Raw genomic sequence first — 20297 nt, 5'->3', positions numbered from 1 at the left:
TTCACTTCAACAATTCGAAACAGAACGTTAAAGCCCCCGTCTCTAATAATCTTTTTTGTATTTTTGATCAGCAAAAGAATACTATGGTAGAAGAAAACGTAATATTAGTTAATCACAACGATGAGCAAATCGGATTGATGCCTAAACTTGAAGCACATGAAAAAGCAGTTTTACATCGTGCTTTTTCAGTTTTTGTTTTAAACAGCAAAAATGAAATTATGTTGCAGCAGCGCGCCAGTCAAAAATACCATTCGCCATTGCTATGGACCAACACCTGTTGCAGTCACCAGCGCGATGGAGAAACTAATATTCAAGCAGGAAGTCGTCGTTTATTTGAAGAAATGGGTTTTAATACAGAACTCAAAGAGCTTTTTCATTTTATTTATAAAGCTCCTTTTGATAATGGTTTAACAGAGCATGAGCTTGATCACGTTATGATTGGGTATTATGACGATGCACCAAATATAAATTGGGAGGAAGTAGAAGACTGGAAATGGATGAAAATTGAAGATGTAAAATCAGACATGGAAATGCATCCGGCTTTGTATACGGTTTGGTTCAAAATTATTTTCGATGAGTTTTATCATTTTCTAGAAGACCACAAAATATAGCGCTGTCGCTAAAAAATCAATAACAGAACATTACAAATAGATTTTCTAACGCATCGCAATCTTAAATTATATATCATGAAAGTTACTATTTCGCGCAAAGCCCATTTTAATGCGGCTCACAGATTACACCGCAAGGATTGGACATGGGAACAAAACGATGCGATTTTTGGGAAGTGTAATAATCCCAATTTTCATGGTCATAACTATGAACTTATAGTTAGTGTAACGGGCCAGATTGATCCTGAAACAGGATATGTTATGGATGTAAAGTTTTTAAGCGATATTATCAAAGAAGATGTAGAGAATCAATTTGATCATAAAAATCTAAATTTGGATGTGCCAGAGTTTCAGGATTTGAATCCAACTGCCGAAAATATAGTAGTCGTTATTTGGAATAAAATCAGAAAAAGAATCAAACCAGAATTTGAACTAGAAGTGGTTCTATATGAAACCCCTAGAAATTTTGTAACGTATAAAGGAGAATGAAAGAACTAAAAGTAGGGGATACCATTCCCCATTTTATTGCTACAGATGCTGCAGGGAATGAATTTGATAGTAAAACTCTAGTAGGTACAAAGCCGCTTGTGATTTATTTTTATCCAAAAGATAATACATCAGGATGTACTACTGAAGCCTGTAGTTTTAGAGATTCATATGAAGATTTTAAGGATTTTGGCGCGGAAGTGATAGGAATTAGCAGTGATAGTGTTAGCTCACATCAAAAATTTGCTAAACAATTCAAACTACCTTTTATTCTTTTGTCAGATTCAGATAAAAAAATTAGAAAACTTTTTGGTGTTCCCACGGGAATGTTCGGTTTACTGCCGGGAAGAGTTACCTATGTCACTGATAAAAATGGAGTGGTTCAAATGATCTTTGACAGTATGCTGGCTACAAAACATATTCCCAAAGCGCTGGAAGCTATTAAAAAATTAGTGTAATTTATAGTAAAAATCTACTTGAAGGCTATTCTGATGGATTTCAATTTATGCCGTGTTTTTGGTCATTTATTGATTTCTGTAAAAAGAGAATCTATATTCTCGCAGTTAATATGGATTTTTTGTATCTTACAAATTCAAAATAATCATCTGAATGAAACTTTATCCTTTACAATTTGATCCCATTTTTAAAGAAAGAATTTGGGGCGGCGAAAAATTAAAAACAATACTTAAAAAACCAATATCATCAACAATTACCGGAGAAAGTTGGGAGTTGTCTACTGTTGAAGGTGATGTAAGTGTTGTAGCAAACGGAGCATGGAAAGGCAAATCATTGACTGCTATTATTGATGATGCACCGATCGAAATTTTAGGAACAGAAGTTTATACTAGATTTGGAAAACAATTTCCGTTGCTTTTCAAATATCTAGATGCTCGCGAAGATTTGTCCATACAAGTACATCCAAATGATGAGTTGGCTAAAAAAAGACATCATTCTTTTGGTAAAACAGAAATGTGGTACATTATGCAAGCTGATGATGAAGCCCGAATAATTGTGGGCTTCAAAGAAAAATCGAATGCCAGTGAGTATTTAGAAAATCTAAAAAACAAAACCTTACTTTCTATTCTGGACGATATAAAAGTGAAATCAGGTGATGTTTTCTTCTTAGAAACGGGAACCGTTCACGCTATTGGTGCTGGATTAGTGGTTGCTGAAATACAACAAACTTCGGATATTACATACCGTCTCTATGATTTTGACAGGCTAGATGCCAATGGTAATACAAGGGAATTACATGTTGATTTAGCTTTGGAAGCTATCAATTATGATAAAGTCGAAACGAAGAGAGAGTATACTAAGAAAATAAATAGTTCAAACGAAATTGTTGAGTGTCCTTATTTTACGACTAATTTTATTCCGTTAGACGGACAGATTTCTATTTCTAAATCTGCTAAATCCTTTACGGTTTATATGTGTACAGAAGGGGCATTTGAACTGGAATATAGTAACTCAAAAACGCAATATAAAAAAGGAGATACTGTTTTGATTCCTGCGGCAATGAATGCGTTCATTCTCAGTGGAAAAGCTTCCATTTTAGAAATTTACATTTCATAGTCGGTAATAGAAAGATTATGTGTACTTTTGCAGACGCAAATTAAAATTCAAATTTTAAAAAAATAAAAATGGCAAACGTTAAAAATTTAAAAAAAGACATCAACTACGTTTTAGGAGATATTATTGAAGCAGTTTACTTGTTCGAAATTTCTACAACAGGAAAACCAACAACTGAAACTAATGATTTAATTGATGAAGCTATCGCTGCTTTTGATGCTTTAATCACAAAAGTGAATGCAAAAAAAGTTGAAAATAAAAAAGCACATTTCAAACAAATCAATGTTGAATTGGAACAAACTGCTAATCAATTGATTGCTAAAATCAACGAATTGTAGTCAAAAAAAAAGCAAAAAAAGTTTGAATTTGTTTTGCAAAATAGAAATTCAGACTTATATTTGCACCCGTAATGAGTCGCCAGCGTAGCTCAGTTGGCTAGAGCAGCTGATTTGTAATCAGCAGGTCGTGGGTTCGAGTCCCTCCGCCGGCTCTTAATAAAACCATCCCTTTCATCCGGGATGGTTTTTTGTTTTTAGCACTACATGAATAAAATTCTTTTTATTTGGATGTCCTATTTTTTATGTTAAATTTGTTGACTAACTAAAAAAAGAAATTATGGAAGAGCATTCAATTACTGAGAATTTAGAAATGAAACTAAACGAGTCTGCAAAAGACTTTTTGAAAGAGACCGCGAAATGGGCTTATTTTTTATCCATTTTGGGGTATGTAGGAATTGGTTTCATAGTTCTTGCAGGTTTATTTGCAGGTACACTATTCTCTGCCATGGGGAAAATAAATCTTACCATGAGTAATATGGGTAGCTCTTTTGGAATAATAATGGCTGTCGTTTATGTACTCATAGCCGCTCTTTATTTTTTTCCAGTATATTATTTAAACAAGTTTGCTTCAAATGCTAAAATCGCATGTGCAACAAACGATTCCGAAAAATTGACGCTTTCATTTCAATACTTAAAATCACATTACAAGTTTATTGGCATCATGACCATAGTTATTTTTTCTTTATACTTTTTAATGATGATTGTTGCTTTAATTGGTGGTTTAGCAATGGGTAGCATGTAATTTGTATTTATATCTAATTCTGTTTTATTGTGCTTTAAGTATTGCTTGGGTTTTAAAACAAAAAAAATCATCTTGTGAAATCAAGATGATTTTTTGTTTTAAATAAGGAAAAGTAATAGTCAGACAGCGCTTTCTATTTTTGACTTTTAATAGTTGCAATATATTGTGTTAGCTTTTTTCCATATAATGATTTTGCTACTTCAGGAGACATTGATTTTTGTATTGTATCTAAATATTTGATATTGATATCGTATATTTCTGAAAGTGCTATAAAAGGTGCTACTTCGAACTTCCTATTATTTAGCGCAAAATTAGTGGCAAATAGATACTTTCTTCTAATGTTTGAATCTTGTCTTATGATGATACTATCAATTTTTTTCGTGTTTTTACTTTTTATGGCATTGAATTTTTGCTCAATTAAAGAAAGATTTTCGTCTGTGTAACGGGAATTGATTTTTTTATACTCTTCGTATATTTCCTGATTTTTTGATCCTTTGATTTTTGCATCAGATAAATACCGGTCTAAACTGGTTTCAATAGTAATGTTCCCTGGTTCAGCAAAAAATGGTAAGTTATTGTCTAAGGAATTGGTTACGCCTCTATCTAAAAATAAATAGAGCATTTCTGGAGATTTAAGGTCTAAACTGCTTTCAAAAGAGGAGTTGCCATCCATTTTAATAGTGTCAATCGCTACTAATTTATTATCAAGAATTCTCTGGATATACAAAGTACCTTTTTTTAGACCTTTAATATTTCCAGTAATAAGTAAGTTGGTTTTTGATGTATTGTTGTTGCAAGAGGCCAGAATAATAAGTGTGACAAATGCAATAATCGATTTTTTCATGTGAAGTTAATTTGTTTGTGAAGCAAAGGTTTCGCTATTTTTTTTGATTAATTTAAATTTTGCGATTCCATCGCTATTATTTCTTAGTAATTCATATTGTGGTGCAAAATAAAGAAAATTGTTGGAATGATTTTGCTAATGCGTTCAATTTTCAAAAAAAATACCCCCAAATAGTGTCTAACTTTTTGGGGGCAGTCTAAAATTGGTATTTCTTTAAACAATTTTTGAAATTAAGATTTCAACCAAGCTTCTTTTAAAGTTTTTTTGGTTGCATCTGTAGCCTTGAGACCTTCTTTCTCCTCATACGGGAACTTAACTGTTCCAGTAATAATTTGTTCTTTACCATCGCGTTTTATTTTCACAGTAATCGCATCATTTTCTTTCCAATTGGTGCTTTCCGTGATCATTTCATAGATAGTATCTAATGAATACGGTTTTTCATTGATGGATACTACAATATCTCCACCTTTCAATCCTAGGTTGGTATAGAAAACATTCAACTCTATATTTGGAAGAACGATAATTTCTTTGGTCGCTTGATTGACTGTAATATATGGTGTTTGTCCTTTTAGAAATACATTTCCAGGTACTTTTTCGATTGATTTTGTAACACCAACTTTAGACAAATAGGTTTGGTACGGAATTGGAGTTGATCCGGATACATAAGTGGCCAAAAACACACCTACTTCAGGATAGGTAAAGGAAGTTATTTTTGCAAAAAGGTCAGCATCATCAAATGGTTTAGCTACTCCATACTCATTTGATAATTTTTGCATCAAATCTAATATTCCTCTTGTACCATTACTTTTTTCTCGGATAATGATATCGATACACATACCAATAAGTGCGCCTTTTTCGTAGACATTCAAGTATTGTGCTTTACACGGTTCTGTCAATACATTAGCACTCATCGTCGTGAATGGCATTGTATCATTCATCGCATTTGCATTTTCAATTTTTTCTGCTAGGCGCGAATAGAATTCTTCTTCAGGGATTAACCCTTGATTGATTTGAAAAAGATTGGCAAAATATTCTGTTACACCTTCGTACATCCATAAATGTTCTGACATTTTTGGTGAATTGTAATCAAAATAATGTATTTCTTTAGAATGAATGGTCAATGGTGTAACGATATGAAAAAATTCATGTGATACGACATCCTTCATTGATTTAACTAATTCCTCTCGAGGCATCATTTCAGGTAAAACCACCGTAGTTGCCGTTGGGTGTTCTAAGGCACCAAATCCTTTCGCATCGGTTGGCGACATGCTTGAAAGGTAGAGTAACACGGTATATTTTTTAGTCGCATTTATTTTTCCTAAAAAGGTTTTTTGGGCGATCATCATTGTTTTCATTTCTGGAGTGATACTTTCAGCTGTCACTTTTCCAGACGGAGAGTAAACACCAATCAAAATTTCCATTCCATCAACAGTAAAAGTGGTATAGTCTGGTTTTGAATACATGATTGGATTTTCTACTAACGCAGCGTATCGAGGGGTGGTAAACACATCCATTGTTGCGCTGGCATCTAGATCTGTCATGGAAGTCGCGCCCCATAATGTGTCTGGATGCAGGACAGTCACGCGGTACGGAAGATCTTTTTTATCTTGAAAATAACCAGCAAAACCATGCATATTCAACATGAAGTTTTTTCCGGCATCAATGTTGGTTCCTGCTGGTGAAAAAATATCATTTTGACCAAATCCTCCACCTTTTTCTGTATCAAAGGTATCGTTTACTAGGTAGGTAATTTTTGCCAATGATTTTGCATTCTTGATATTCCAGGTATTGTCATCTGTTTTGGTTACTATTAATGCTATCCCTTTACTATCAAATGCTTTAAATTCTTCGATATATTTCCCGTAATCATCAATAGAATACGTTCCAGGGACAATCTTAGGAATGCTATACGTTACTTCATCGGTGGTTATTTTTGGGGCAGTAATTGTAACCAATACTCTGTCTTCTGTTACATCATTCAAATTGATGGAAACTCGTACTAGATTAGTGTCAGTTTTAGAGTCATTCGTCGCAGCACTAGCCGTTTTGCAACTCCACAGTACTGTAGCAAATGCAAGTGTTAAAAATATTCTTTTCATTTTAATTTGTTTTATTTCGAAAATAAGTCGCACAACGCGCTAATTTGTTACAGTTATAACGCTTTTATAAAACGCGTTATTGTATTTAGTAATTGAGCCGAAATTGGTAGATTAGGATCGTTGTATGATTTCATATTTTCAGTGGTATCGCCTTTGATTTCTTTGAAAACGTGATTCATTGATTCTATGATCATCAGCTCGGCAGAAGGAAGCGCTTTTTTTAAAAGTTCGGCGTCACTAACGCTTACTTGCAAATCTTTCGTTCCATTAAGAAGTAAAGTTGGAATTTTAAGTTTTTTGATTTCGTCTTGTGGATTGTATTTGAGCCATGAAATCATATAAGGCTGCACACTTGTTCTAAAAAGCGAAGCAAGCATTTCATTTTTCAATTCAAAAGTTTTACCGCTTTTTAGAATTTCAAAATTTTTCAGAACCTCTTCCTTTAAAAAGGGAGCTTGTTTCTCTATTTGTTCGACAATTACAGCGTCAATCGATCTTCCTGCTCCTGCAATAGAAATAAAGGCATCAGCATTGTTATTGGCAGCAACCATTCCTAGAAGTGATCCTTCGCTATGACCAGCAATGATTATTTTATTGTATTTTTTTTGGTTTTTGAAATAAGTAAAGACCTCTTTTGCATCATTGATAAAATCTTCAAATGAAAGTGTAGCCTCGTTAAGAGTTCCTTGGGAGAATTGAGCAAACATACGTTTATCGTAACTAAATGCAGCAATATCATTTTGCGTTAAGCCTTCACAAAGGTATTTTAGCGAGTTGTTGATTAAATTCTTTTGATTTCCATCTCTATCAGTTGGTCCGGAACCTGCAATCAAAATGACTAGAGTTTCTTTTTTCGAATTTTTTAAAGGAGTGTACAACGAGCCTTTCAGTAATGTACTGATGCTAATTTCTTCCTTTTTGAAAATTTCAGTATTGGTTTGTGAATATCCTACTGTTACAAAAAGTAGCGGTAAAAGGATTAGTATTTTTTTCATATTATTTAGCGTTAAGCTGTTGTATCACGAGTTCTGGATTTTCAACTTCAATAATCAATTTGTGGTAATAGGAATCAGTTAGTTCAACAATAATTGCATTTTTTTTATTGCAAACGTCCCAAAAATTGCGTTTTCCTTTTTTTATATACGTTCCTGCTGTAATCACCCAAGGCACTTGAGTTCCCGGTATTTTCCAACCTATCCAAAAAGTAAACTCATTAGGGTTTTGGTACGCTTTGACGACTTTATTTTTGGGTACTCTAATTGTATTTTCGAAAGCCCAAAATTTATGACTGCCCAAGATGTCAAAAATAAATTTGTTTTCGGTATCTATTATTGAAACCATAATAAATTTGATATTTATTTTAAAAAAACGAAAAAACTCCTAAATATCAGGAGTTTTGTGCTTAATCTAATTTGTTTTTTATATAATATTTCCCATCTAAATCTTCATCAAAATTATCAATCTTAACGGGTTTTGGTTTGGGTTTATTCGCTGTTGCTTTTTTCTTCCACATTTCAAATTTTTCTGCGGGCATTTTCTTTTTCATAATTTCGAGAACTTCCTTCTCGGCTAAACCATATTCTTTTTTGATGATTTCAAAAGGATTTTTTTCTTCTAAAGCCATCGTAACAAGTTTTTCTGTTTGTTCCCAGTTCAATTCTTTTCGGTTACTCTTTTTCATCGGGTGAAAATTAATTCTAGTATGTTGTTATTGATTAATAAATTGCATTTTAATTACTTTCAATATTAAGAAAAATAAGTTTTACTTTATCAGTAAAATACACTTTTTTTTATTGTTTAATTCACTTTTTTAGGAGTTTGTTTTTGAAACGGTATTTTTAATAAATTTTTAAGCTCGTTGTGCTCTTCTGGATTCTGATGGGTATCTATTCCATAGATAATTTTCTCTTTTGGAAGAGTCATAAAAGTTCCAAAAAGCCTATCCCAAATAGAGAATATATTGCCATAATTACTATCGGTATACGGCAATACATAATGATGGTGCACTTTGTGCATGTCTGGTGAGACAATGAAATAACTCAAAATAGTATCTACTTTTTTTGGAAGTGAAATATTAGCATGGTTAAATTGTGTAGCCACTACTGATAGCGTTTGATAGAGGAAAACCAACCACATCGGACTTCCAATAAGTAAAACTCCTAATGCGGTAAATGTAAACCGAATAACACTTTCTCCAGGATGATGTCTGTTAGCAGTTGTGGTATCAATCCAAGTATCTGTATGATGAATCAAATGAAAACGCCACAAGACTTTGGTTTTATGCTCGACTAAATGCACTAAATAGGCTCCAATTAAATCCAACAATAACAACCCAATTAAAGCGTACAACCAAATGGGGACCGCTGGCAGCCACTGCAAAATTCCAAAATTATGAGCAATCGTCCAATCAGCGGTTTGTAATAATATAAAAGCCAAACAAAAGTTGACAATAATGGTGGTAATCGTCATGAAGATGTTAATGCTTGCATGATGCCATTTTTTATACGTGAAATTAAAAAGTGGATACGCATTTTCAATCAACCAAAAAAAAGTGATACCACCTACTAAAATTAAGCTTCTATGGGAAGAGGGAATAGTGGAAAAATAAGCTATGATGTCATTCATAAAAAAAATATTTATTTCAAATTTAATGCTTTTTATTAAGATAATTATTTGATTACCCGAAAAGTACCATTAATTCTGTGACCAATAGGCTTTGCGGTTTTTGGTATTTGGTGTTTCCAGAAATGCTGTGTAGTACCTTTCATTAATAGTAAACTTCCGTGTTGCAGTACAATGCTTTTTTTTAGGTCCTTTATAGTATTATGCTTTAGTTGAAACGTTCGCTCTGCACCAAAACTTACGGAGGCAATTATTGGATTTATACCTAATTCTTTTTCGTTGTCAGCATGCCAACCATTGCTGTCTTTCCCGTCGCGATATTGATTAAGTAATACGGTTGTAAAAGTAGTTTGTGCGACAGCTTCTATTTGTGTTTTTAGCTTTTGCAACAGCAAATTCCATGGATGCGGTTGCATCGTAATATTTGAATACGAATACGGTTTTCCTTCATTTCCAAATAAAGCGGTCAAACGAGGTTGCGGATGAATTTTTCCAAATACTCTAATATCATCTTGCTGCCAAGGAATATCATGGGTGAGTTGAGCAAAAATACTGTCAGCCAATTCTGTATCAAAAAATTGAGAATAATAAATTATCTCAGCGTCTGGCAAGTCAAGAATGAGTGGTTCTGATCGGGATTCAAAAAGTGATTGCACGGGATTATGTATATTGGTACGCCCAAAAAATTAGTAATAATTGCAACGGCATGCGCAAGAGTAACACCCATTTTGGCAAGCCCATACGCGCCTTTTCATTAAAATACATATATAAATGAGTTGGAAAAATAGCAATCAGCAAAGCAATTACTCCCCAAGCGCCATAGTGAGACAGCGCAGGAATACATAAGGCAATGGCCAAAATGATTTCGGCTAAACCGCTGATGTGATTTAGTAATTTTGGATTCGGGAAATAAGGCGGAATGATTTTCAGATACAATCTAGGGTTTCTAAAATGATTCAAGCCCGCAATAAAGTAAATAAAAGCCATCACATACAAATGCCAAGGTAAATTCATAATAAAGTTATTTATCACGAATTTATAAAAATTTAAATGAAATTAGCACAAATGTTTTAAATAGAAATTACCCTTTTTTCTTAAAATTTACGTTCATTATTATAATTGCCAAAATGATTAGAATAATTCCAATCCATTGAATCAGAATTACCTTTTCATTCAATAAAAAATAAGCCATTAATACTGAAACGGGTAATTCTAATGCCGAAACGATACTCCCAAGGCCAATTCCTGTTAGTGGGAAACCCGCATTAAACAATAAAGGCGGAATTATAGTTCCAAACAATGCTAGGATGATTCCCCATTTCATGAAAATTTCAAAATTAAAAGGAGCTGTTTGTGTAGCAATAGCAAAACCGGTAACAATCACAGCACCGCCCAAGAGCATATACAAACTTCTTTGTGCCGATGAAATATTTGTCGCCACCCGATTAGCGGTAAACATGGTTGTGGTAAAAGATGTTGCCGCCAAAAGTCCTAAAACGATACCGCGCCAGTCCAATTCTACATTGCTTTGGATCAAATTCGTAGCAAACGCCGTTCCTGTTAAAACGATGATAACAGAAATTATTTTTTGGGTAGAAGGTCTTTTCTTTTCTAAAATCATTTCGAATAAAACGCCCATCCAAACGGTTTGCATCAATAAAACGATAGCAATCGAAACGGGAATGTACTTAACAGCCAAATAATAAAAAATACTCGTCATTCCCAGCGAAGTACCTGCAAGCATCAATTGAGAAATGTTTTTCTTAGATGCTTTTACAACGTCATTACCCTTTTTTGCTTTTTGAAACAAATTAATGAGCAGCATTCCTAAGATGCCATATACAAATTGGGCTATCGTAACTTCGGGTGTAGTAAACCCCTCGCCGTAGGCTATTTTTACAAAAGTCGCTAGCATACCATAACTGGTTGCTCCAAGACCTACTAAAAAAACTCCTTTTAATACACTATTCTTTGTCATTTTTTCAATTTTAAAAAGCGGGCAAAGATAGGTTTTTAAAGTGATTCGTGGCAAACTTAAAAAAGTCCTTTCAAAATAGGGTTTTGTATACCAATTCGAGTAGGATCAAAGTCCAATTTATTTCTCAAAATAGAGGCATATACACTTCTAAAATCAATATCATGTTTTAAATCACTTTGATCTAAATCAGCAAGATCAGGGTTTCGACCTATTATTTTTCCTTGGTTGTTTCCACCAATGATGAACATTGGAGCGGCTGTTCCGTGATCGGTTCCTTTTCCGTTATCTCTAACGCGGCGACCAAACTCTGAAAACACTACAATGGTTACATTTTGCAACAGCTGTGCTTTTTTTAAATCTTCATAAAAATTAAAAATAGCATCGTTTAGTTCTGTGAGCTTGTTTTTATGAATGTCGAGTTGGTTGTCGTGCGTGTCAAAACCTCCCAACGAAGTATAATACACTTTTGAATTTAAGTTGCCTTTGATTAGTTTGGCAATCCATTCGAGATTTTTTGATAATCCTGTTTTTGGATACACTACATCCGAGGGTACTGATTTTGTTATGGCTTTCTGAATGTCATCCGAGCCTTCGACAACAGAATTGGCTATTTTTCGAACAAAATCTAACTGTGGGTTATTCGATAATTGGCTGTCATTTTCCAGTTTGTTTTTAGTAACAAATCGGTTGGGATTTTTAACAGTAATCGAGTTGGGTTCTTCGCCTTTGAGTGCCAAATTATCGATACTGTCAATATTTATACCCGCTGTAGATTGGTGTTCTTTGCATTGTAAATCCAAGTAGCGACCCAACCAACCATCATTTAAATACTCTTGATTAGTGGGAGCAGTTTGCCAAATTTCTTGACTTCGAAAATGAGAACGTGCAGGATTGGGATAGCCCACATTTTGAATAACCGAAAGATCTCCGTTTTGCTGCATACGCGCAAATCCCTTCAAAGCAGGGTGAAACGCCATTCCTTTAGCTGCATTTAGTACTTCATCTTTGGTGAGTGCAATTTTTGGACGCAAGTCATAATAGAGTCCATCTTCAAATGGAATGAATGTATTTAATCCGTCATTTCCACCATTTAATTGTACAAAAACAACACATTGTTCGCCGATTACTAGATTGTTTTGCGAACCAAAAGAATACAGAAAATCAGGCAATAGAAGTGAACCTCCTGTAAAGGTTCCGGTCAGTGTCAAAAAATGTCTTCTGTTCATAATTGTAGTTCTAAATGAGTTGGAATTCAGGTGTTTTAATCATGTAATTGAACAAGCGCATCACAGCATTTTCGGAACCTGCTGTTTTAGGATCAAAATCATATTTCAATATTTTTTCAAAATCGGTTTGACTGTAATCGTCTGTTTGAAACAGCAATCGGTCTTTAAGTTCGTTTATGATTTCCTTGTTAGTGCCAGTCTTGTTCCAATTTAATTGCACAGAAAGAAGCTTTTTGGGATTTTGTCGCATCATAGTGTCTTCATTTTTAGCATCACGGTTCAAACTTTTACCATTGCAAAGTAAATCGGCCGCGTTATTTCGTTGCAGAAAGATCTGTGATGTCAACCAAGAATTCCCACCGTCCCAGCCTTTCACGTTGGGTTGATCAAATAAATCCATCCCTTGCTGTTTGATGAAAAAGGCAATTAGTTTGGTATTCGGATTAACAATTTGTAGTTCGTTCATGATCTGCAAACTGTATTCTAAAGGGTTTTTAATTTTAGAACCAGCAGTGTTTTTAGCAAACTCTTCGGTAAAAATTTTTTCTAAAAGCGGCTTGATTTCAAAGTTCATCTTTTTAAAATAGTCCCCATAATAGCGCACCAAATCTTCTTTTGGACGATCGTAAATAAACCATTGCAAAATTTTTCGAGTAATCAAATAGGGAATATTGGGTTGTTCAAAAATAATATCCACCATTTCGTTCAGCTTGAAATTTCCTTTCTTGCCCAAGTAAACAAAGTTTTCTTGCTCTTCAAAAAATTTACGATAAACCGCGTTGTCTTCACCAATACCGGGTCCTGCCAAACCTTTAGCGCCATTTTTTATATCTTCCTCCGAGTAATTTCCTATTCCAAGCGTAAAAAGTTCCAATAATTCCCTACTTAAATTTTCGTTCAGTTTTCCTTTTCGATTGTCCACATTATCCAGATAACACACCATTGCATTGCTTTGAATAATCGCTTTGGTCAAGGTTTTGAAATTGCCAAAAGCATGTTCGCGTAAAATTTGGTTGTGCTGAAAAATCCAGTAATTCACTTTTACTTTTTGGGAGGTGGCGACAAAATGATTGTGCCAAAAACAAGTCATTTTTTCACGCAATGGCAACTCATTGTGATACATTTTTTCAATCCACCATGCTTTCATGGCAAGGGTAGATTGTCCTTCTTGTTTGCGAATTTCCTTTACTTGCTCTGGACTAGCGTTTTTTAGCTTATTTCGGAGTTCTTTATATTCACTGATAGTTTTTGGACTATTTTCTAAAAAATCAGGAAGTTTTGCATCAAATGGAGTAGCAAAGGATTGCTCCAAGGAGGTTTTTAAACCTAATTTTTTGATGGTCGACGCTTGTTGCGCTGAATATCCGAGTCGTAAAGACCAAAGGGAGTGATTGTTCATAATCGTAAAGTGCTATACGAGTTAGACTTAAAACGTGTTCTAGGGTTTAATCCACAGCTTGATTGGTGTTTTGCTGTTCATATTTTTTCATTCTTTTTGTAACATATCAGTTAAAACGTGGACTTATGGGATATCTATATAAAAATCATGAAAAAAATACAATTGATTGCCTTGTTGAGTCTTACCAGTTTTTATACCCTTTCGGCTCAAACTACTCCCGAAAAAGCTCCTGAAAAAACAACCGAATTAAACGAGGTTACTATTATAAAAACTAAAAAAGCGATAGAGCAAAAAGCAGATCGTACGATATTTAACTTTGCCGATCAGCCCAATTTAAATACTGGTTCTGTGCTAGAAGGGATCAAAAAATTATCTGGTTTAATCGCTTCAGATATTGCTGGAATGATGTACCAAGGAAAACAATTGGACGTTTTTATGGACGGCCGACCATTGAATATTTCTACGAATGAGTTGAACGCTTTTCTAGAAGGGATGCCAGCTAATGCAATTGAAAAAATTGAAATTATTACACAACCAGGAGCAGAGTTTCCTGCCACTTCTGGTGGTGCAATTTTAAATATTATTACCAATAAAAATGCAAAAAACTACCTGAGTGCAACCTATACCAACAGTACAAGTTTTACGAGTTATGATGATGTGCGGTTGAGAATGAACAACAGTCTTTTGTTGAGTGCCAAGAATAAATATTTTGGATGGCAGTTAAATCTTGGCCAAAATTATAGAGAAAGCGCCGTGTGGTCTTCTCTTCAAAAACAGGAAAATGGCATGAATTCCTTACTTTCTAAAACGGATGCCGATCGTACAGGGAGAAATAATTTTATCAAATCGGCGCTTACATTTGATATTAGGAAAGATCGTTTGTTGCTTAATTATGATGTGACGCACAACAATAATGATAGCAATACATTAGGAAGCGGACCAGGATTTAGCACCAATGATGCTTCTCAAAGTACGGGCTTGCGCCAAGATGCTGTCGTGACCTATCAGAAAAAATTTAAAGAATCTGCTAAAAAGTTGGAATTTAAATTCAATTACAACAACAACACGAATGATTTTCAATTGAATCCAGTGGGAAGTTCAACGTCCACGTTAGATAATTCATCAAATCAAAATTTATACAACGCTAAGTTTGATTATTCTCAACCTATGAAGTTTTCGGATGAAGGGAAAATTAGTTTTGGAGCATTATACGAAGAGTTGCTTTTTGATGCAAAGAGTATGGAAACCACTAACTTGGAATACAAACGTAGAACGACCGCATCGTATCTAGAATTCCAGACTAAGTTTGACAAAATAAATTTTATTGTTGGTGGTCGTGCAGAAGATTACAACATAACAGGTAAAACTGACGTGGCTGTTTTGAGTTCATTCAAACAGTTTCGCTTTTTTCCTAATGCAAGTGCGCAGTACAATTTTAGTACATCCGTTAATTTTAATGTGAATTATAATAAAAAAATCACCTTACCAAGCACTTCTGCTTTGAACCCAAACAATACCAATTATCAAAACCCAAATGTAGATTATTCTGGTAATCCGAACCTGCAGCCTACGATTTTTGATAATTACGAAGTAAAGTTAAGCGCCTTTGATTATGCTTTTATTAGTTACAACATCAGTTCGGCAAAGAACCAAGTGATCAATAGAGTGACGCTTAATAATGATGTAGCGAGCAATACAAATGAGAATATTCCCGAAGTGAAGATTCATAATTTTAGTGTGGGCATGCCAATTCCGTATATGTTGTTTACTAAAGGCTTCGCTGAAACTATGAAAATGAATGTGAATCCAGATACCATGAACTTTTTATACGTGTATACAGGTTATCAATACCACCAAATTCCCAACGTTGATACCAATGGTTTTTGGATGTTTAACTTCATGTCGCAAATAGTACTTCCAAAAAAGATAAAGTTTGTAGCCAACTATAATTACGTTGTGCCAAAAGGAAACTATTTTTATTTTATCGCAGTAGAACCGCTAAGAAATTCATTGGATTTAACCTTTTCTAAAAAGTTTTTGAAAGACCAATTGACACTTTCTGTTTTTGCCGATGATGTTTTGAATACCAATAGGAATGCTTTCAACGCTTTTGAAACACCTTTGTTAATTAGCAGCAAACAAGACACTAGGAAATTTGGCTTTAGCTTAAATTATAAAATTCCAACGAAAAATAAATTGGCCAAAGAAACCCCGAATTTATTAAACAAAGAGAAGAAAGAAGAAGAAGGAATTATAACGCAATAACATTTTACAATAATTTTTAAAAGAGCTGTAAGATTATTTTACAGCTCTTTTTTGTAAAATTAGGTGCTTATTTATGCATCAAGTCACTTAAATGCAAACGTAAGGCATTCACAGAAATACTGATTTCCCAAAATGATAATCCCAAGGAAATCAATAATCCCAATAAACTCATCCCAAAAAGATAAACACCAGCGGTTTGTTGCTCCAAAAATAAGAGTAGCATCGCAAAAACAGATAGAAACAAACTCAATACGCCCGCTAATTGCATATTTCGAATAAGGGTTAAGCGCAAGTTTAGATTTTTGATTTCTAATAAAATCAGGTCGTTTGCTTTTTCTTTATATGTTTTTTTCAGCCCACGTACAATAGTAGCAATTGTCAAGAACCTATTTGTGTAGGCTAGTAATATTAATGAAGTAGCACCAAAAAGTAGGGCAGGAGTTTCTATTTGTAATATCATTTTTGATCGTTTGAATTGAAGATGCAAATTTCGATAAACAAATTGGGATAACTACTTTCTTGTGTACAAAAGTTGTTAATTGCTTTACATTGAGCGTTTTCTAAAGTAGGCTTGTTTATTCTTAAATGGAATTCAATTCCATACAATTGTAAACTCATACTCCTGGAGAAAGCTGTAAATGTCTTTTAATTTTGCGTTAATCTGTAAATTAAAATCGCAGCTCGTTGAATTAAATACGGAAATTCTTTTAGGTTAATAGTTTCAACAGCAGCATGGGCACCCTTGCCAGAAGAACCTAAACCATCTATACAATCTACATATTTAGCTATATACGAAATATCACCAGCACCTCTAGAACCAGGGTCTCCGGCAACTGTTTTACCTATTCCCATGTCTTGAGAAATACTATCAATAGTAGCAAGTAAGCGATTATTACCTTCTTTTGGAGCCATTTCAGGTATACCATCGCTAAAACTAATTGTAGCCTTTGTGCCATTTAGATTATTGGCTACAATAGCTTTCATTTTTTCTCTGGCTGTTTCTTTTTGTTCATCGGTCAAGAAACGTAAATCACCAACAACGGTAACTGTAGGCGAAATGATATTTGTTTTACCTATTGCATCACCTTTGGCTTTATCAGCATCATAATTCATTTCTGAGCCGCCAACTATCAATCCTGGATTAAAGGTCAAATACTTTTCTTGACTCAATTGCAAACGAAAATCATTTAGAATTCTTGCAGATTCATAAATAGCACCATAGCCAGAATTACTACTGAAAATACCCTGAGAGTGGCCAGTTTTGGCATTCACATTTAATGTCCAGCTGCTAGCTCCACGACGAGCTGTTGTAACCGTGTTGAAACCGATGGCTGTTTCAAAACCTAATGCTACATCACATTGCTGAGCTCGTGTTATAAAATCTTTTCGGCTTACGCTAATGGGTAGACCAGCTCTTTCTTCATCTCCTGTAAAATAAACTATTATTGATGCGTTGTCTAATAAGCCTAAATTTTTTAAGGCTTGCAATGCTGCAATAACTACTACATCACCCCCTTTCATATCAATAGCACCTTGCCCTGTGGCTGTTGAGTCATTTAACATTGTCCAATTATTGGCAGGCATATTTGGTTCAAAAACCGTATCTAAATGCCCAATAATAAAGATACGTTTTCCCTTAGTTCCTTTTTTGGTGGCCACTAAATGACCAGCTCGTTGCAAACTATCTGGTAAGTTTATCCATTCGCTTTTAAGTCCAGCTTTTTCAAGCTCGGCACTGTAAATGGCGCCTACTTTTTTTACACCTTCAATATTTAATGTTCCACTATTGATGTTGACTGTTTTTACAAGTAAATCTTTAGTTTCTGGCAAATGCTCATTGACATAGGCAACGATTTTTTTTTCTGTATTAGATAAATTTTGTGCTTTGCCATTGATAAAAGCAATTAAAAAACAAAGTGATAGGAGTATTTTCTTCATTATGGTACATTTTAAAATTCTAATTATCCTTCTGTTTTTGAGAACTTGCAATTCACAGCCACAAAGACGTCAGGTTAAAACAAATCTAATCAAAAAATTCTATTTCATTTTCCAAATAAGAAAACTCAAGTAGCGCAGAAATACTTCTTCAGTTCGCTATCGCTTTTGTTTATGTTGTATCACTCCAATTGGCAACAAAAAAACGCCATGTTTTAACCAAACAAGAATGCTCCTAATCTTAACTTAAAATAATTTTCGTAGTTTTAAGAATTATAACTTTTTACTGGTATTGTTTGCTCAACTTTGTGTGCACGGTTTGTAAATCCGAGATCGGTAAATACATTTTATCATGAATATAGATAAAAAATAGAACTCTATTTTGCTGGTTTATTGCCTTCAAAAGTAAATAAGATTATAGTAAAAAGCCCTACTTGGAGACATAATTTTGAAATGTTCATTTTAAAGGAATGTTGTTTTTGTATCGAAAGTTTATCAGCGTTTGTAAATTGATTTTTAGTAGTTTTACTTTTTATAGATAGATCATGAGACAAAAACTGAAATACACGCTTAAAAAAATATTCATTCACCGATTGAAAGATCTCGGGACCTTTTTAAGTGCTGTTTATGCCCTTTTTATTGGAACGGCTTTGATGTTTCTAGAATACCACGTTGATTTTGGATCGTTGTTTCAAATAAACAAATTAGAAACTTACACGCGCTTAGTAGGGGTAGCTAATATCTTGATATCTATTCTTATTGGGATTTCACTTACTACATTTTCAGTGATATTTGTGGTAATGCAATTGGCTTCGTCGCAATTTTCTCCCAGAATTTTGAGGCATTTTTTAGTAAATGATTTTAAAATGCAAAAGTTTGTGGGCTTATTTGTGGGTACCATATCGCTATGTGTTTTGCCGCAATTAGTATCGGTGTTTTTCCCTCAAACTCCGTTTCTTTTAACACTTTATGTGGGTTCCCTTTTTGCTTTTTATGGTTTGGCTTGGTCTTATCCTAGGATGATTACCTATTTGAGCATTAATATGAACGTGGCCAGCATTACAAATCGCATTAAGATTGATATGGTTGAGGAAATCAATATTTTGTATCCTGACACCTGGTGTGTGGGTAAAAATCTCTTGAACAAACGTTCTCTCATTGATCCTAATAAGTTCAAAATCCAGATTGTGAGTCCGTTTGAATCAGGGTATTTAGACAGTGTAAATTATAAAAAATTAGAAAGAGTATCAACTTATATTTCACGTTCAGCAATGGCGCCTTATTTTGAAAATGCGTATCAAAAACCAATCGTTGGCGAATTTATAATGAAAGACACAACCGTACTTTTGGCATTGGTTTTTAATCAGGAAATTTCATCCAACCAAATAGCCGAATTACGACAACAAGTAAATAGTATTGTACGTGATGCGTTTAAGGTAGAGCAATTTAGGAGTCATACACAGGACATAAATTTTGGCGTACGCAAATTGGTTGATATTGCCATCAAAGCAATTTCGCCTGCAGTTAATGATCCTACGACTTGTTTGAATTGTATTGATCAAATAGGCGAAATAGCCAAAGAATTAGCACTGAAAGAATTTCCATCAATAGATTCTAGAGCTGTCGAGTCTAAAAATATACAAGTCAACGAATTTAGTTTTGAAGAGTTTATCGATTTTTGCTACGACCAAATTTTTCAGTGGGGCAAGGGTGATCCAACTGTGGTCAAGCGTATTCTTAGATCAATTAGAATCATACTGCCTTTAGTACAAAATCCTTTTCATTTAAAGATTTTAATCCAACAAGTAGTCGAAATGGAGCTGATGACCATCTACAATTTGTCGAATTATGAAAACGGGAATTTAAAAATCTCGAAGGAAAAACTCAATACTATTGAAGTCGAGTTGGCTAATTTTAATCAGAAAGCGAAACAACAAATAAAGACTTTAGAGTCAAAAGGCATTCTGAAACACTATGAAAACAACCATTATTCGGATAATAACGAAATTACAAGAGCTGAAATTGAGGCGATTGAATATCTAAAAGCCTTCAAAACTGTAGACGAAACTATTTATAACAATGGAAATTAAATAACATAAAAAAAACCTGCAAGTTTGCGTTTGAAGGTTCTTGTCTTATTTGGAAACCGTCAGAGGATTTGCAATCTATGCGTATTCCAATGGTCA

The 20297-nt window shown here is 34.1% G+C and carries 21 protein-coding genes and 1 tRNA gene; 9 read left to right on the top strand and 13 right to left on the bottom strand.

All coding sequences use genetic code 11. The features are described from left to right. The first annotated feature begins 83 nt into the window (after positions 1–83). The 7 genes from idi (at position 84) to ACNQGB_RS09685 (ending at position 3743) form a co-directional block, all read left to right on the top strand. Positions 84–611 carry an isopentenyl-diphosphate Delta-isomerase gene (gene idi, locus ACNQGB_RS09715; protein WP_417946732.1) on the top strand — a complete coding sequence of 176 codons (528 nt, stop codon included), beginning with the start codon at positions 84–86 and terminating at the stop codon, positions 609–611. A gap of 75 nt (positions 612–686) precedes the next feature. After that, the gene (locus tag ACNQGB_RS09710; RefSeq protein WP_309757837.1) at positions 687–1097 is read left to right on the top strand and encodes a 6-pyruvoyl trahydropterin synthase family protein; all 411 of its coding nucleotides are present in this window, start codon (positions 687–689) and stop codon (positions 1095–1097) included. Continuing rightward, positions 1094–1552, top strand: a complete 459-nt coding sequence (locus tag ACNQGB_RS09705) for a peroxiredoxin (protein ID WP_417946734.1) — start codon at positions 1094–1096, stop codon at positions 1550–1552. The genes ACNQGB_RS09710 and ACNQGB_RS09705 overlap by 4 nt, the downstream gene beginning before the upstream one ends. A gap of 151 nt (positions 1553–1703) precedes the next feature. Next, the gene (locus tag ACNQGB_RS09700; protein WP_417946736.1) at positions 1704–2666 is read left to right on the top strand and encodes a type I phosphomannose isomerase catalytic subunit; all 963 of its coding nucleotides are present in this window, start codon (positions 1704–1706) and stop codon (positions 2664–2666) included. Between the two features lie 68 nt (positions 2667–2734). Further along, positions 2735–3001, top strand: a complete 267-nt coding sequence (locus ACNQGB_RS09695) for a hypothetical protein (protein WP_099713324.1) — start codon at positions 2735–2737, stop codon at positions 2999–3001. A gap of 78 nt (positions 3002–3079) precedes the next feature. Beyond that, positions 3080–3153, top strand: a tRNA-Thr gene (locus tag ACNQGB_RS09690). 125 nt (positions 3154–3278) lie between these two features. After that, positions 3279–3743 (top strand): hypothetical protein, encoded by a 465-nt coding sequence (locus ACNQGB_RS09685; RefSeq protein WP_417946738.1) that lies wholly within the window; start codon positions 3279–3281, stop codon positions 3741–3743. A 133-nt stretch (positions 3744–3876) separates the two neighbouring features. On the opposite strand, the gene ACNQGB_RS09680 is transcribed toward ACNQGB_RS09685, so the two are convergent. The 11 genes from ACNQGB_RS09680 to ACNQGB_RS09630 all read right to left on the bottom strand — a co-directional run bounded on the left by ACNQGB_RS09680 (position 3877) and on the right by ACNQGB_RS09630 (position 13911). Next, positions 3877–4587 carry a DUF4369 domain-containing protein gene (locus tag ACNQGB_RS09680; protein WP_417946740.1) on the bottom strand — a complete coding sequence of 237 codons (711 nt, stop codon included), beginning with the start codon at positions 4585–4587 and terminating at the stop codon, positions 3877–3879. A gap of 230 nt (positions 4588–4817) precedes the next feature. After that, a complete protein-coding gene (locus tag ACNQGB_RS09675) occupies positions 4818–6686 on the bottom strand; it encodes a M61 family metallopeptidase (protein ID WP_417946742.1) in 1869 nt (622 codons plus the stop codon). 53 nt (positions 6687–6739) lie between these two features. Then, positions 6740–7681 carry an alpha/beta hydrolase gene (locus ACNQGB_RS09670; RefSeq protein WP_417946743.1) on the bottom strand — a complete coding sequence of 314 codons (942 nt, stop codon included), beginning with the start codon at positions 7679–7681 and terminating at the stop codon, positions 6740–6742. A 1-nt stretch (position 7682) separates the two neighbouring features. Then, on the bottom strand, positions 7683–8027 hold the full coding sequence (locus tag ACNQGB_RS09665; RefSeq protein ID WP_417946744.1) for a hypothetical protein: 345 nt from the start codon (positions 8025–8027) through the stop codon (positions 7683–7685). Positions 8028–8088: 61 nt separating this feature from the next. Beyond that, positions 8089–8367 (bottom strand): DUF2805 domain-containing protein, encoded by a 279-nt coding sequence (locus tag ACNQGB_RS09660; RefSeq protein WP_417946745.1) that lies wholly within the window; start codon positions 8365–8367, stop codon positions 8089–8091. Positions 8368–8483: 116 nt separating this feature from the next. Further along, positions 8484–9311: a sterol desaturase family protein gene (locus ACNQGB_RS09655; RefSeq protein WP_417946747.1), complete on the bottom strand. Its 828-nt coding sequence runs from the start codon at positions 9309–9311 to the stop codon at positions 8484–8486. Between the two features lie 44 nt (positions 9312–9355). Further along, positions 9356–9964, bottom strand: a complete 609-nt coding sequence (locus ACNQGB_RS09650) for an alpha-ketoglutarate-dependent dioxygenase AlkB family protein (protein ID WP_417946749.1) — start codon at positions 9962–9964, stop codon at positions 9356–9358. Positions 9965–9968: 4 nt separating this feature from the next. Beyond that, on the bottom strand, positions 9969–10322 hold the full coding sequence (locus tag ACNQGB_RS09645) for a DoxX family protein (RefSeq protein WP_417946751.1): 354 nt from the start codon (positions 10320–10322) through the stop codon (positions 9969–9971). Positions 10323–10389: 67 nt separating this feature from the next. Next, a complete protein-coding gene (locus ACNQGB_RS09640) occupies positions 10390–11286 on the bottom strand; it encodes a DMT family transporter (RefSeq protein ID WP_417983952.1) in 897 nt (298 codons plus the stop codon). A 56-nt stretch (positions 11287–11342) separates the two neighbouring features. After that, on the bottom strand, positions 11343–12512 hold the full coding sequence (locus ACNQGB_RS09635) for a DUF1501 domain-containing protein (protein ID WP_417946490.1): 1170 nt from the start codon (positions 12510–12512) through the stop codon (positions 11343–11345). 10 nt (positions 12513–12522) lie between these two features. Beyond that, positions 12523–13911: a DUF1800 domain-containing protein gene (locus ACNQGB_RS09630; protein WP_417946492.1), complete on the bottom strand. Its 1389-nt coding sequence runs from the start codon at positions 13909–13911 to the stop codon at positions 12523–12525. 147 nt (positions 13912–14058) lie between these two features. On the opposite strand from ACNQGB_RS09630, the gene ACNQGB_RS09625 reads away from it, so the two are divergent. Further along, positions 14059–16176 (top strand): TonB-dependent receptor domain-containing protein, encoded by a 2118-nt coding sequence (locus ACNQGB_RS09625; protein WP_417946494.1) that lies wholly within the window; start codon positions 14059–14061, stop codon positions 16174–16176. Between the two features lie 67 nt (positions 16177–16243). On the opposite strand, the gene ACNQGB_RS09620 is transcribed toward ACNQGB_RS09625, so the two are convergent. Together ACNQGB_RS09620 and ACNQGB_RS09615 are read right to left on the bottom strand one after the other, a co-directional pair. Next, entirely contained in the window at positions 16244–16636 is a 393-nt protein-coding gene (locus ACNQGB_RS09620) for a DUF2721 domain-containing protein (protein ID WP_417946496.1), read from the bottom strand. 185 nt (positions 16637–16821) lie between these two features. Continuing rightward, entirely contained in the window at positions 16822–18114 is a 1293-nt protein-coding gene (locus tag ACNQGB_RS09615; RefSeq protein WP_417946498.1) for a M20/M25/M40 family metallo-hydrolase, read from the bottom strand. Between the two features lie 542 nt (positions 18115–18656). Between ACNQGB_RS09615 and ACNQGB_RS09610 the strand changes: the two genes are divergently transcribed. Then, positions 18657–20201, top strand: coding sequence for a DUF2254 family protein (locus ACNQGB_RS09610; protein ID WP_417946500.1), 1545 nt, complete (start codon positions 18657–18659; stop codon positions 20199–20201). Positions 20202–20297: the final 96 nt, after the last annotated feature.

The sequence above is a fragment of the Flavobacterium frigidum genome, assembly GCF_048286795.2.
This window is presented reverse-complemented; position numbering and strand designations above follow the sequence as displayed.